The sequence below is a fragment of the Pseudoclavibacter helvolus genome (assembly GCF_014191305.1).
GTDB lineage: Bacteria > Actinomycetota > Actinomycetes > Actinomycetales > Microbacteriaceae > Pseudoclavibacter > Pseudoclavibacter helvolus.
This window is the reverse complement of the sequence record NZ_JACHWJ010000002.1, coordinates 283930-297470: the sequence shown is the minus strand read 5'-3', so window position 1 is coordinate 297470 and position 13541 is coordinate 283930. Positions and strand designations below refer to the sequence as shown.

The following is a 13541-nucleotide window of genomic DNA, read 5'->3' as shown; positions in this document are numbered from 1 at the left end:
CTCGTTGCCGGCCGGCTTCGTTGATGAGCCTGTGCTCGCTACACCAGCTCGGGTCGGCGGATGCTCTCCGCTCCCCCGTCGATGAAGATGATCTGCCCGGTGACGTATCCGTTGTCCTCGCTCGTGAGCCACGCGAGCAGGTTCGAGACCTGGATGGGGTCGGCGGCCGGGCCACCGTATGGTGCCGGGGCACCCGCATCCATCGCCGCGCGGCCTTCTTCGGTCTCGAGCGCGGCCGCGGTCATCGGAGTGAGGATGACGCCGGGGGCCACGGCGTTGAGCGCGATGCCGGCCTTCGCCCACTCGGCGCTCGGGGCATTCCTGCGCACCCAGCGGGCGATCGACAGCTTCGAGGTCGTGTAGAGCACCGAGGAGCCCGTCGCGTTGGCGGTGGCACCGAGCGAGTCGGCGTAGGCGAGCGCACCGGCCTCGTCGCCCGACTCGATGAGCTCGAACAACTGCTGGTCGACCTCTTCGAGGGCGGCGAGGGAGGCGACGACGGCGGCGCGCGGCGCGTCCGACTTCGCGAGCAGCGGGCGGAGGCCCTCGAGCGTGGCGACGGCGCCGAAGTGGTTCACGGCGACGGTGACGGGGGCCGGGATGACGAGGCCGGCGATCGCGAGCACGCCATCGACCACGCCGCCGCTGAGCTCCTCGGCGCGGGCGACGAGCTCAGCTCGCCCCTCGGCGGTGGTGAGGTCGGCGTTGACGTCGGCGCCCTTGAGGTCGACGCCGATGACGGTGTGCCCGTCGGCGCGGAGCTTCTCGGCGGTGACCTTGCCGATGCCGGAGGCGGAGCCGGTGACTACGTAGGTGCGGGTCATGAGGGGGTGTCCTTATCGTCGTTGAGGAGCCAGGCGGGGAGGAGCGCGAGCAGCTGTTCGGTGGGTTCTGGGGTATCGCTGAGCAGCCAGGCTGTGATGACGGCGAGGCTGCCGCCCGCGACGTACTCGGCGGCGACCTTCGGGTCGAGGCCTGAAGGCACCGTGAGCTGCATGGTGCCGAGGGTCTGCTCGGCGAAGGCCGCGCGGACGGCCCGGGCCGCTTCCGTGGTCGTGCGGCTGCCGAGCACGCCGGCGTAGAGCGTGCGGCGCTTCGCGAACTCGGCGACGAGCTGCGAGGTCGTCGCCCGGGCCGTCTCGATGGGGGTCGCGGACGCGCGCAGGCTCAGGTCGAGTTCCTCGATCTGCGTGAAGACCTCGGTGAGGATGCGGACGGCGAGCGCGTCGAGGTCGCGGAACTGCGCGTAGAAGGTCGAGCGGCTGACGCCGGCTTCGGCGACGATCGCTGGCACCGTGACCTCTTCGCCACGAGCTGACAGCTCCTCGACGGCGGCGACGATCGCGGCCTGCGTCCGGGCGGGGCGAGGGTCAGGCGAGCGGGGCGTGGCGGTCGTTGGCACACGACGAGCCTAGCAAGTTTCGGACGCTTGTCCAGAAAGTGCGGACGCCTGCTCGACTTGGGCTCGGCCAGCCTTTGCTCGAGCAGCTGCTCGCGGAACAGAACGAAGCCGTCCGATGCGAAGTGCGACTGCGTCGTGATGACTTTCCTGGCGGTCAGCGCTCGACTGCGGTCGACGGTCGCTGGGCGATAACGTTCGATAATGACGAAACATCTGTGATCCACTCACGAGCGTCCTCCGCGATCCATCCGGCGAGGTCGAGAGCAAGCCTGCGATCACGCCGAAGGTCGCGCGCGTGGACGGGTTCGTGATGCGCGGCGCGGTTCCGAACGTAGTTCAGTTGTTGCAATGCGAACGCGACCTGTTGCTGTCGGTCGCGAAGGTCACCCGGCCCGTCTGGAAAAGCCCGATGTGTAGATGGCACCCAAAGTGCCGTCAGATACCGAGATTCGACGAGATATCGCCAGAATCCGAGAGTGAGTTCAGCGATGACTCTCCCGTGTACTTCCGGGCGACGCCCCTGTCGAGTTGCGCGGCCACGGGCCTTCGCAACGTCTGCCAGACCGCGCGCGTCAAGTGGTGCGATGTCGAACCAGGAGACCCCTCCCGCCCTTGCCGCGGACCACGCTCGTAGTTCTCGGTCAAGGGCGTTCCGCACGAGTACCTCTACCATCGAGGTCAGTTCGACAACGCTCGCGCACGCCCTCATGTTCCACTCGTACAGGGCGAAGACATCCTCGGTTGACCCGCTTGTGGCGCGCGAGTATGACCCAAGACGCTCCGCAGTGAGCAACGGGAGGAGACCGTCGCGGGAGTATGCAGATGTTGACATTCAGGCCTCCGCTAGTAGGCTGACATTCGAAGACCCCGGATCGATCCCTGGCCCAGCCACATCGCCGGGGTTTCGTCTTGCCCGTGCTCGCGCTCAGCCTGGGGCCTGCGCCTTGCGCGATCCGAGCAAGACGCTGACCGCGAGACTCAGTCGTTCCACGTGCCCGTGTCGAGGAACGCATGCATCCGGTCGAGGTGGGGTTCGAGCTCCCATCCTTGCGCCGCAACCCAGGCGTCGTCGTAGTAGGTGTTCGCGTAGCGGGCTCCCCCGTCGCAGATGAGGGTGACGACGCTGCCCCGCTCACCCGCGGCGAGCATCCGCGCGATGATCTGGAGGGCGCCCACGAGGTTCGTTCCGGTGGATCCGCCCGCCCAGTGCTGAGTGCGTTCGCGGAGGACGCGGATCGCGGCGACGGATGCGGCGTCCGGCACCTGGATCATGTCGTCGATGACGGTCTCGATGAATGACGGCTCGACGCGTGGGCGGCCGATGCCCTCGATCTTCGAGCCCCGACCGGTCGCGTGGCTGCGGTCTCCGCTCTTCCAGGCCTCGTAGAACGCCGAGCCTTCCGGGTCGACGACGGCGAGGCGGGTGTCGTGCCCGCAGTACCTGGCGTAGCGGCCGAACGTGGCGGAGGTGCCGCCGGTGCCGGCGCTGACGACGATCCAGCTGGGGATGGGGAAGCGTTCGAGCGTCATCTGCGAGTAGACGCTCTTCGCGATGTTGTTGTTGCCGCGCCAGTCGGTGGCGCGCTCGGCGTTGGTGAACTGGTCGAGGTAGTGCCCGTCGAGCTCGGCGGCGAGCCGTTCCGCCTCCGAGTACACGTGGAGGGGCTCGTCGACCAGATGGCAGCGGCCGCCGTAGAACTCGATGAGCTCGATCTTCTCTGGGCTCGTGGTGCGGGGCACGACGGTGACGAACGGCAGCCCGAGCATCCGCGCGAAGTACGACTCCGACACGGCGGTCGACCCGCTCGACGCCTCGACGAGCGTGGTGCGCGGACCGACCTGCCCATTCACGATGGCGTAGAGGATGAGGGAGCGCGCGAGGCGGTGCTTCAGCGACCCAGTCGGGTGCACCGACTCGTCCTTCAGATACAGGTCGATGCCCCACTCCGGCGGAAGCGGGAACACGTGGAGGTGCGTGTCGGCGCTGCGGTTCGCGTCGGCCTCGAGCACGCGGATCGCCTCGCGCATCCACTGGCGTCGGTCTGGGGTCTCGGTTGCGTGTGCCACCGATCCAGTATGCGACGCGAGCGGCCGGATGCTCCCCCTGGCATGCGGAGTGGGCGCGTCGGTCAGTCGCGGCGTTCGACGACCATCCCGGTCGGGACCTCGGGCACGTCGCCGGGCCACGGCCCGAGTCGCAGCGCGTTCTCGGGCACCCCCTTCTCTGCGGCGTAGTCGGCGACGGGAACGGACACGCTGGTGAAGCCGTTGTCGGCAACCCCAGGAGTCGAGGTGGTGCTCGGCACCCACCCGGCTTCGATGCCGACGGCGGTCATGTCGATGTCGTCGTCCACGGGGCCCATGTAGTGGATCTCGACGGCGATGTTCGGCATGTAGCCGTCGCGCACCGACCACGCGGATTCGGTGAGGAAGACGAGGAGCGCGCCAGGGTTGGCGAGCTGGTACCCCTCCTCCAGGGTCACTTTCATCCCGAACCCGGTGTTGCCCTTGATGTTGGGATCCGACCCGCCGACGTCGGAGAAGGTGAGCCCCTCGATGGAGTTGAGGGTGTCCTCGAGCTCGACGAGCGTCTGCCCGCCGGTCTCGGCGTCGCGAGGGATCTCCGGGTACGCGGGCCCGCATCCACTGAGCACGGTGGAGGCGAGCAGCGCAGTCGCGAGTGCCGTCAGGAGTCGGGGATGCGCGGAGAACATACCAACAGGCTACGGGTCGGCCGCGAAGCCGATCGGCAGTGCGTCCGTGCCTGGCGGAGGCTCGGTCGGGTGCCGTCCAGAGTCAGGCGGACACCTCCACGACCCCGTTGTAGCGATTGCTCAGCCGCAGCCAGTCAGCGACGACGTTCGGGGAGATCGCCACGTCGGCGACGAAGATCCCCTCAGCCCCACGGTCGAGCCACTCCTGCACCCGGTCCAGGTCGGAGAGCGCCGTGATCTTCGCCCCGCGCCCGCCCATGGCCACCGCGAGCGCCGCGAAGTCCACCTCGGCGAAGGTCATGGCGTCGGTGTCGAGGCCGCGCACGCCGTACTGGTGCACCTCCATGCCGAAGGCCGCATCGTTCATGACGACGACGAGCGCCGACGGGACCTCGCGGAGCAGCGTGTCGAGCTCGCTCAACTCCATCAGGAATCCCCCGTCCCCCGTCACGAGCACCGGGAGTCGGTCGGGGCGGGCGGCCGCGACACCGAGCAGCGACCCAACGCCCAGGCCGATGCAGTGCAGCGCGAGCCCTGGCAGCAGCATGGCGTGCGGGTCCGGGGCGCTGAGGTGACGCGGCGCCCAGCCCATGAAGTGCCCGTTGTCCTGGGTGATGCTCCGCTCGAGCGGCAGGATAGCCTCGAGCTCGGTGATCACGGCCTGGGGATCGAGCCGTCCGTCCGGGGCGACCTCCTCGAAGGGCCGCGAGTCCGCGCCGGGCATGGTCACAGACCCGCGCCACCCGTCGCGGTCGGCGTCGGTGAGCTCCGCGAGCAGCGCCTCCGCGAAGGCGCGTGCATCCGCCCGGTGGAACTCGTCGACGCGCGGATGCGTGCTGCCGGGGCGCGTGTCGACCTGGATGATGGTCTCGGCGTGCGTCAGCAGGGTCTCGTAGCGCATCTGCCACAGGTTCATGCTGGCGCCGACGACGAGCACGACGTCGGCCTCGCCGATGAGCTCGGCGACGTCTGGCCTCGAGAATCCGCCGGCGATGCCGAGGTCCCATGGCGACCCGGTGAGGCCGTGCGCCATGAGGGAGGTCGCGAAGAGCGCACCGACCCTGTCGCCGACCCGTCGCAGCGAGTCGCCGGCTTCAGCCAGCACCGCCCCGTGGCCAGCGAGGATGAGCGGTCGCTGTGCGCGAGCGAGGAGTCCGGCGACGTGGGTGGCGTCCGCACGCTCGATGTCGGGGGCCTCCGCGAGCTCGTGCGCCCGAAGCACCGCCTCCTGTTCGAGCGCGGCGACCGGCGACGCAGGCTCGACTGACGTGTCCACTGACGCGTCCACCAGGTCGTACGGGATCGTGACGATCACCGGCACCCGGTCCCTGGCCGCGATGGCATAGGCGAGCTCGGTCTGCGCCGTCGCGTTCGCCCGTCCGACGGTGAGCGTCTGCACGTACATCGCGGCTGCGACCCCGATCTGGTCGATGTCGATGGCGCGGGAGCCGGTCGTCGGCTCCCCGCCGACGATCACCACGACGGGCACTCGGGCGAGACGCGCTTCCGCGAGCGAGGTCAGCAGGTTCGTGAAGCCGGCACCGTAGGTCGCCGAGGCCGCGGCGACGCCTCCGCCGGCCAGGGCGTAGCTGTGCGCGGCGATGACCGTCGCGGTCTCATGGCGCACGCTCACGACGCGGTGGCCGCGGCTCGTCAGGCTCGCGACGAAGTGCGCGTTGCCGTTGCCCACCAAGCTGAACACCACGGGACTGTGGGCCGCGACGACGTCCGCCACAGCATCGGCGACCGTGCTCGTTCTGGTCATAGGGTTTCCTCGACTGATGTGTATGGCGTGTCCGAGAACAGGCCTGTTCTCGCCTCGTGCGTGCTCAGGAGCTCCGGGCCCCGGCGGCGGAGCTCAGCGACGTCACGCACGCCAAGCAGCTGCATGGTGCGGCGCAGCCCGTCCATGAAGAGACGCGCAGTGGTGTCCAGCCCCGCGTGCCCGCCCGCGACGAGGCCCCACAGGTATGGGCGCCCGACGAATGCGGCGTCCGCGCCGAGGGCTATGGCGGTCGCGATGTCCGCGCCGTGCCGGAAGCCCGAGTCCACGACGATTCCGAGGTCGTCGCCGACCGCCTGACGAACAGGGGCGACGAGGTCGATCGGCGCGATCGAGCGGTCGAGCTGCCGGCCTCCGTGGTTGGAGAGGTGCAGCGCATCGACGCCGAGGTCAGCGGCGCGCAGCGCATCCGCCGGGCCGATCGGCCCCTTCAGGACCAGCTTTCCGTCCCAGCGCGACCGGATGTCCTCGAGATCGGACCACTGCACCGACGGGTCGAACTGCTTGGTGATGTTCTCGATCGTGTACCCGCCGTCTGGTCCGTCGGCGGCGGAGACGTTCGCGAACTCCATCGAGGGGCTGCGGAGCATGCCCGTCCAGTACTTCGGCTTCGTGCCGATGTCGAGGACGCTCGCGAGGGTCAGCTTCGGTGGGATCGTGAATCCGTTCCGCGCGTCGCGGAGACGCAGGCCCGACACGGCCGTGTCGACGGCCACTTCGAGCACTCGGTAGCCGCTGTCGCTGGCCCGAGCGATGAGCTGCTGGGTGAGGCGGCGGTCCCGCCAGATGTAGAGCTGGAACCAGAGGTCGGTGCGACCCGCGTCGCGCGCGGCGAGGTCTTCGAGGGAGGTCGTCGCCATCGTCGAGAGGGCGTACGGGATGCCCGCGCGCCCGGCCGCCGCGGCGACGGCCTTCTCCCCGAGGGGCGAGATCATCCGCGTGTAGCCGGTGGGCGCGAAGCCGAACGGGGCGGCCGCCGGGTGCCCGAGGATGCTCGTCGCCGTCGAGGTCTGCGCGACGTCCGTCAGCACCTGCGGCGTGAACGACCAGCGGCGGATGGCGTCCGTGTTCTGCGCGAGGCTCAACTCATGATCGGCGCCGCCGTTGACGTAGTCGAGCACGGAGCGGGGCAGTCGTCGCCTGGCGAGCCGTTCGAGGTCTTCGATGCTGTGGCAGGCGGCGAGCTGACGCGCGGCCAGGTCGCCGGAGGGCAGGCGCAGGTCGATGAGCGAGAGCGCGTCGCGGATCTTCACCGGACGCCGCCTGTCGGTTCCGACACCATCATGCGCGCTGCGTCTCGAGCCGAGCGATGCGACGGGTCACGGCCGCCTCGTGGGCGGGGAAGCCCTCGTGCTGCGTGAAGCTCACCACGGTGTCCGCGACGCGTCGCAGCGCGGTCGTGTCTGCCTGGGCGATGGCGGTCTTCTTCTGGAACGCCTCGACCGTGATGCCGCTGGAGACCTTGGCGTAGCCGCTCGTCGGGAGCGCGGCGGGGCAGCCGATGACGAAGTTCGCCATGGAGATCGTCGTGTCCTGTCCGAGGAGGACCTCCCCCGCGTCCTCGATGAGTTCGAGGACCTCGCGCGGGTGCGCCGTCGCGATCTGCATGTGCTCCGGAGCGAAGGCGTTGGCGACGTCCGCGGATTCCTCGAGCGAGCGGGTGAGCACGGCCCCGCCGTTCACGCCGAGCGCCGTGCGGGCGTACTCTGCGCGCTGGTCTGGCAGGTCGGCGAGCTGCGTCACGAGCTCGAGCTGCACCGCCTCGATGAGGTCGGCGCTGTCGGTCACGAGCACGCTCGTGGAGTCGGGCCCGTGCTCCGCCTCGGTCAGCAGGTCGGCCGCGATCAGGTACGGGTCGGCCGCCGCATCCGCGAGGATGAGCGACTCGCTCGGACCCAGGAGCATGACGCCGACCGTCCCGAAGCGCTGCACCTCGATCTGCGCGCACGCGACCGGAGCGCTTCCGGGACCGCAGACCTTGCGGACCTTCGGGATCGTCTCGGTGCCGAACGCGAGCGCGGCGATGCCCGCCGGACCGTTCGCCCGGAAGACGTTGCGGATCCCGAGCTCGTCCGCGACGACGAGGACGGCCGGGTCGACCTGCCCGTCGGAGCCCGGGATGGGCGGGACGACGACGGCGAGCTCCTTGACGCCGGCGACGACGGCAGGCGTGCCGAGCTGCGCCATGACGGAGGGGTACGAGCCCTTGCCGCTCGGCACGAACAGGCCGGCGCTCGCGATGGCGCTCACCTTCTCGCCGACGAGCAGTCCTGGTTCCGACTCGAACTCCCAGCTGCCGGCGCCGACGAGGTTCTCGTTGAAGGCGCGAAGATGCGCGATGAGGTCCCGGATCGCGGTCACGAGCTCGGGGGCGATCTGTCTGCGCGCCTCGGCGAACTCCTCGTCGCTGACGCGGATCTGGTCGGCCGTGATGTCGACGCCGTCGAAGGTCTTGAGTGCTCGCAGCAGTGCCTCGTCGCCGTGGTCACGGACGTCCTCGATGATGCTCAGCACGCCGTCGCGAAGTGCCGGATCGAAGATGCGGGCGGCTCCGCGATCGAGGAGGTCCGCTTTCTGGTCGGCGGAGAGCTGACTCCATGGGCCGCGGTCGCGCAGGGGTCGTTCGATGGTCATGTCGTGCTCCTGGTTCTGTTCGACGTCGATGCGCTCGGCACGAGGTCGGTGGTGGGAGGGTGTCGTCTCGGGGTGGGGCGGTCAGACGTTCGAGGCGCCGGCTATGGGGATCAGCGCTCCGCTGAGGAACTGGGCCTGCGGGGTGAGGAGGAAGGCGACGGTCGCCCCGATCTCCTCGGGTCGACCGAAGCGCCCCATGGGGATGTGCGAGAGCAGCTGCTGTCGGGTCTCCGGGTCGTCGAGCCAGCCCTGGGTCATGTTCGAGGGGAAGTAGCCGGGGCAGATGCCGGTGACGGCGATGCCCTCGGCGGCCCATTCCACGGCCAGCGACTGGGCGATGGAGGCTGCCGCCGCCTTGGAGGCGTTGTAGTCGGCGAACCCGCTCTCGGGGCGGAGGGCGTTGACGGAGGAGTTGACGACGAGGGCACCCGGGCGGTCGAGGTGGCGGTGCGCCAGCTGCGCGGTCCGCAGGATGCCGCCGACGTTCACGTCGAAGAGGCGGGTGATCTCGCCGATGTCGAGGTCGACGGCCGGCTTGCCCTGGCCGTCGATGCCGGCGTTGGCGAAGACCCCGCTGAGGCCGCCGAACGTGTCTGCCGCATCCCGGAACGCGCCTTCCAGCTGCTGGGGGCTCGTCACGTCGCACACCGTCGCGCCTTCGGCGACGCCGGCCTGCAGGGCGGCGGCGACCGTCTCTTCACGTGTGCCGGTGATCCAGACCCGCGCACCGGATGCGGTGAGGTGCCCGGCGACGTGGCGTCCGATGCCCGAGGTGCCGCCGGTGATGAGCACCCGGCCGTCGTCGGCCGCCATCACGCGCCGCCGCAGTCGACGAGGATCTTCATGGCTTCGCGGCGAGCCGGTGAGGCGAGGAAGGCGGGGAGCTCGAGCAGCGGGATGGTGTGCGTGACCGAGCGCCGGTACACGTCGGGTGACTGCTCGAGGATGCGGAGCGCCTCGTCGAGGTGTCTGGTGTCGAAGCCGACGCTGCCGGTGATCGTGAGGCTCCGTTCGACGACGTCGGCCGGGATGAGCTGGGACGGCGAGTGGCCGAGCGCGACGAGCAGGATGCTGCCGCCGCGGGCCGCGGCGGCCACGGCAGCCGCCAGGGACCCGTCGTATCCCGCGGCGTCGATGACGAGGTCGTAGTCGTCGCGCTCGATGTGGGCGATGGCGTGTGCGCCGAGCTCGCGGGCGAGGTCGGACCGCTCGGGCACGGGATCGATGACGTCGACGGCCGCCTCGGGCCACCGACGGCGCACCTCGGCGTTGGCGAGGAAGCCGATCGGTCCGTGGCCGATGATCAGCACCGTTTCCGGTCTCTCGACGCGCGCCTGGTCGAAGGCGCACAGGGTGACCGCGAGGGGTTCGGCGAGCACGGCGGTCTGCGCATCGAGGGCGTCGGGCACGGCGTGCAGCGTCGCCGTCGAGACGACGACTCGCTCGGCGAATCCGCCCGGCCGTTCCTCCCCGAGCCAGGTGAGGTTCGGGTCGAGTCGATCGGCCGGCACGGTCCTGCCGTCGTCGGTTCGCGGCGTGCGGCTGTCGATGAGCACACGCGTGCCGACGGGCCAGCCCGGGTCGCTGCTCTGCAGGATGCGGCCGACGACCTCGTGCCCGAGGGTGGCCGGCCAGTAGCTCACCCAGTCGCCGCTGCGCAGGACGTGCAGGTCGGAGCCACAGATCCCCGCGCGTTCGACGGCCACGACGACCTCACCAGGTGCGGGTGCGACGGCGGGACGGTGACCGACGGTGAGCCGGAGGTCCTCGTCGAGGAGCAGCGCCCGGAAGGTCGCCGCGTCATCGCTGGCGGACGCGATCGCGGATGGGGGCGCGGACTCCTGCGCCCGGTCCTCGAGGAGGAACGCCGCGGCGCGCTCGGCGATGGTCATGATCATGCCGACCGGGTTGAGTGCCGTGATGGTCGGGAACACGGAGGCGTCGACGACGCGCAGCCCTTCGACGCCGCGCACGCGCAGCCGGCTGTCGAGCACGGCCATCTGGTCGCCGTCCGCACCCATTCGGGCGGTGCAGGAGACGTGGTAGACGGTCTGATGCGTCTCCCTCAGCACGGCCGAGAGCGCCTCGTCGCTCTGCACCTCCGGGCCGGGGAACACCTCGCGCACGAGGTGCGTGGCGAGCGGCTCGGCGGCGGCGACGCGACGGGCGAGGCGCACGCCCTCGACGAGCATCCGCTCATCCCGCCCCTCCGGGTCGGTGAAGGAGCCGTAGTCGATGGATGGTCGCGCGTCGGGTTCCGGGGACGTGATCCACACCCGGCCGCGACTGCGCGGCTTCGCGACGTTGGGGGCGAGCGACACGTTGTTCGTCGGGATCCGCGCGCCGACTCGCTCCGCGTGCACGGTCCAGGAGTGCAGGGGGATGTGGGTCGAGATGTCCGGGGTGCTGGTCGAGGGGTCGACGCTGACGACGTAGCCCGCGTCCCACCCTGTCGCGCACACCGCGGAGCGCTCCCCGGCCGCTTCCCACACGACGAGCCCCTCCGCGTGATCCTGGAGGTTCTCCCCCACGCCTGGCGCGTCGACGAGCACGGGAACCCCGGCGGCCTCGAGGACGGCTGCCGGCCCGATGCCCGAGCGCATGAGCAGGGCCGGGGTGTCGATCGCGCCGCAGCTGACGACCACCTCGTGTCGCGCCCGGACCGTCGTGAAGGTCCCGTCGGGGTTCCGGAGCACGGCGCCCACGGCGCGGTCGTCTTCGATGAGCAGCCGCTCGACGATGCTCTCGAGGCGGATCGTCAGGCCTGGCCGTTCCGGCTGCGAGTGCAGGTAGGAGAACGAGGCGGATGAGCGCTGGTTCGTGGAGGGCTCGTAGCCGATCTCGAAAAATCCGGCCCCGTCGATGAACTCCACGTCGTTCCAGCGCTCGCGCCTGGGGACCTCGAGGGCGGCAGCCGCAGCGTCCACGGCGTCACGGATGTACGGGTTCTGGTCTTGGGCGGCGACCGGGGTGATCGTCGCCGCGATGCGGTCGAACCAGGGGCTGACCTCCTCGTACCCCCACCCCTCGAGGCCGAGGGACGCCCACTCGTCGAGGTCTCCGCGGAGCGGACGCCAGCTGATCATCGTGTTCGCCGTCGAGCAGCCGCCGAGGATGCGCAGGCGCGCCTGGCGGATGAACGAGTTGCCACGTGCCTGCGGCTCGCTCCGGTAGTCGAGGTCGTACTCCCCCTCGAGCATCTCGTCCCAGCGGCGGATGCTCGCCGCTCTCGGCTCGTCGGCGTCGCTGGGGCCGGCTTCGACGAGCAAAACCGAGACTCCCGGCTGCTCGCTGAGCCTCGCCGCGACGATGCATCCGGCGGTGCCGCCGCCGAGCACCAGGTAGTCGAACTGGGCTTCCGATTCTTCGCTCACGCGCTTCTCCGTCTCAGCCGCGGTGGATGAGGTCGAGGATCTCCGTGTAGTAGCCGTGGAACTCCGGGCTTCCCAGCACGTCGACCTCGCGCGGCCGGGGCAGGTCGATCTCGAACTCGGCGGCGACCTTCCCGGGGCGCGGTGTCATCGCGATGACGCGGTCCGAGAGGAAGACCGCCTCCTCGATGTCGTGGGTGATGAGCATGACGGTCATGCGGTGGCGCTCCCACACCTCGGTGAGGAGTTCCTGCATGGTCCGGCGCGTGAGCGCGTCGAGGGCGCCGAACGGCTCGTCCATGAGGAGCACGTCCGGGCCGTAGGCGAGCGAGCGGGCGAGCGCGACGCGCTGCTGCATCCCGCCGGACAGCTGTGCAGGGTACTTCGACTCGAAGCCGGTGAGGCCGACCTGGTCGAGCACATCCCGAGCCCGGTCGATGCGCTGCCGCTTCGTCAGATCGGCCTCGCCGTCGAGCGCGAACACGACGTTGTCGATGGCGCTGAGCCACGGGAGGAGCGTCGCCTGCTGGAACACGACGCCGCGATCGCGACCAGGGCCGAGGATCTCGTGCCCGCTGAGCGAGGCGGTGCCGGCGGTCGGAGCCTCGAGGCCTGCGATGACGGAGAGCAGCGTGCTCTTGCCGCAACCGGATGCCCCGACCACGGAGACGAACTCGCGGTCGCCGAGCACGAGGTCGACGTCGGCGAGCGCCGTCACCTCGCCGAAGCGCTTCGTGACGTCCGAGACGACGACCTTGGGTGCGCGGAGTGCGGTTTCGACGGCCATCAGACACGTCCTTTCAGGTAGCGGAAGAACTGGCGGCCGAGCGCGCGCATGACCTGGTCGAAGACGAGTCCGAGCACTCCGAGCACGATGACGTAGCCGATGATGAGGTCGGTCTCGAGGAAGCGCTGCGCCTGGGTGATGCGGTAGCCCATGCCCTCGGTGGCCGCGACGAGCTCGGCGACGACGAGCCAGGTCCAGGCCCAGCCGAGGCTGATGCGCAGCGCGTCCCAGATCCGCGGGAGGGCGGAGGGGAAGACGATGCGGACGAGGATCTTCGTGCGGCTCAGGCCGAGGGTCGCGCCGAGGTTCTGGTACGACATCGGGACGCGCCGCACGGCGTCGGCGACCATGAGCACCTGCTGGAAGAAGGTGCCGAGGAAGATGATGAGCACCTTCTGCGAGTCGTCGGTGCCGACCCACAGGATCGTGAGCGGCACGAAGGCCACGACGGGCATGTAGCGGATGAAGTCCATGATCGGCTCGATCGCGGCTTCGACCCTCGGGATCGACCCGCAGAGCACGCCGATGGGGATCGCGATGACGCTGGCGAGCAGGTAGCCGACCATCACGCGGTACGTGCTCACGGCGATGTCGGTCCAGAGCTGGCCGTTTACCGCCTGGTCGATGAGCTTCTCGCCCACGGAGATCGGCGATGGGAGGAAGAGCGGGCGGACGAGGCCGCTCGTGGAGACCGCGGTCCACACGGCGAGGAGGAGGACGAAGGTCACGACGGACGTGATGAGGTACTGGCGCCGGGTCAGCGGCGCTCTGACCGGTTTCCGGCGCGCCCCGGTCGCGGGCCGCGTGCTCGCGACCGGGGTGGTGCTCTGAACTGCCATGGGACTCAGGT

At 70.0% G+C, this 13541-nt stretch carries 11 protein-coding genes; all 11 read right to left on the bottom strand.

Going from position 1 to position 13541, the window contains the following annotated elements; all coding sequences use genetic code 11:
• Positions 1-38 precede the first annotated feature (38 nt).
• The 11 genes from FHX72_RS08270 to FHX72_RS08220 all read right to left on the bottom strand — a co-directional run bounded on the left by FHX72_RS08270 (position 39) and on the right by FHX72_RS08220 (position 13530).
• Positions 39-824: an SDR family oxidoreductase gene (locus FHX72_RS08270; protein ID WP_183624328.1), complete on the bottom strand. Its 786-nt coding sequence runs from the start codon at positions 822-824 to the stop codon at positions 39-41.
• Entirely contained in the window at positions 821-1402 is a 582-nt protein-coding gene (locus FHX72_RS08265; protein WP_183624326.1) for a TetR family transcriptional regulator, read from the bottom strand. The genes FHX72_RS08270 and FHX72_RS08265 overlap by 4 nt, the downstream gene beginning before the upstream one ends.
• Positions 1403-2380: 978 nt before the next feature.
• Positions 2381-3430, bottom strand: coding sequence for a PLP-dependent cysteine synthase family protein (locus FHX72_RS08260; protein ID WP_183624652.1), 1050 nt, complete (start codon positions 3428-3430; stop codon positions 2381-2383).
• 101 nt (positions 3431-3531) lie between these two features.
• The gene (locus tag FHX72_RS08255; RefSeq protein ID WP_183624324.1) at positions 3532-4116 is read right to left on the bottom strand and encodes a hypothetical protein; all 585 of its coding nucleotides are present in this window, start codon (positions 4114-4116) and stop codon (positions 3532-3534) included.
• A gap of 82 nt (positions 4117-4198) precedes the next feature.
• Positions 4199-5881 (bottom strand): thiamine pyrophosphate-binding protein, encoded by a 1683-nt coding sequence (locus FHX72_RS08250; RefSeq protein ID WP_183624322.1) that lies wholly within the window; start codon positions 5879-5881, stop codon positions 4199-4201.
• The gene (locus tag FHX72_RS08245; RefSeq protein ID WP_183624320.1) at positions 5878-7152 is read right to left on the bottom strand and encodes an alpha-hydroxy-acid oxidizing protein; all 1275 of its coding nucleotides are present in this window, start codon (positions 7150-7152) and stop codon (positions 5878-5880) included. Before FHX72_RS08245 ends, FHX72_RS08250 begins: the two co-directional genes overlap by 4 nt.
• Before the next feature lie 28 nt (positions 7153-7180).
• On the bottom strand, positions 7181-8533 hold the full coding sequence (hisD, locus tag FHX72_RS08240) for a histidinol dehydrogenase (protein ID WP_183624318.1): 1353 nt from the start codon (positions 8531-8533) through the stop codon (positions 7181-7183).
• A gap of 81 nt (positions 8534-8614) precedes the next feature.
• The gene (locus FHX72_RS08235) at positions 8615-9346 is read right to left on the bottom strand and encodes an SDR family NAD(P)-dependent oxidoreductase (RefSeq protein WP_183624316.1); all 732 of its coding nucleotides are present in this window, start codon (positions 9344-9346) and stop codon (positions 8615-8617) included.
• Positions 9346-11907 (bottom strand): FAD-dependent oxidoreductase, encoded by a 2562-nt coding sequence (locus FHX72_RS08230; RefSeq protein WP_183624315.1) that lies wholly within the window; start codon positions 11905-11907, stop codon positions 9346-9348. Before FHX72_RS08230 ends, FHX72_RS08235 begins: the two co-directional genes overlap by 1 nt.
• A gap of 13 nt (positions 11908-11920) precedes the next feature.
• Positions 11921-12691 (bottom strand): ABC transporter ATP-binding protein, encoded by a 771-nt coding sequence (locus FHX72_RS08225; RefSeq protein ID WP_183624313.1) that lies wholly within the window; start codon positions 12689-12691, stop codon positions 11921-11923.
• Positions 12691-13530: an ABC transporter permease gene (locus FHX72_RS08220; RefSeq protein ID WP_183624310.1), complete on the bottom strand. Its 840-nt coding sequence runs from the start codon at positions 13528-13530 to the stop codon at positions 12691-12693. The genes FHX72_RS08225 and FHX72_RS08220 overlap by 1 nt, the downstream gene beginning before the upstream one ends.
• Between the last annotated feature and the right edge of the window lie 11 nt (positions 13531-13541).

Coding starts and splice junctions, on each gene's coding strand:
- FHX72_RS08270 (WP_183624328.1), bottom strand. CDS start 824: ATGACCCGCACCTACGTAGTCACCGGCTCCGCCTCCGGCATCGGCAAG.
- FHX72_RS08260 (WP_183624652.1), bottom strand. CDS start 3,430: ATGCGCGAGGCGATCCGCGTGCTCGAGGCCGACGCGAACCGCAGCGCC.
- FHX72_RS08255 (WP_183624324.1), bottom strand. CDS start 4,116: ATGTTCTCCGCGCATCCCCGACTCCTGACGGCACTCGCGACTGCGCTG.
- FHX72_RS08250 (WP_183624322.1), bottom strand. CDS start 5,881: ATGACCAGAACGAGCACGGTCGCCGATGCTGTGGCGGACGTCGTCGCG.
- hisD (WP_183624318.1), bottom strand. CDS start 8,533: ATGACCATCGAACGACCCCTGCGCGACCGCGGCCCATGGAGTCAGCTC.
- FHX72_RS08235 (WP_183624316.1), bottom strand. CDS start 9,346: ATGGCGGCCGACGACGGCCGGGTGCTCATCACCGGCGGCACCTCGGGC.
- FHX72_RS08225 (WP_183624313.1), bottom strand. CDS start 12,691: ATGGCCGTCGAAACCGCACTCCGCGCACCCAAGGTCGTCGTCTCGGAC.
- FHX72_RS08220 (WP_183624310.1), bottom strand. CDS start 13,530: ATGGCAGTTCAGAGCACCACCCCGGTCGCGAGCACGCGGCCCGCGACC.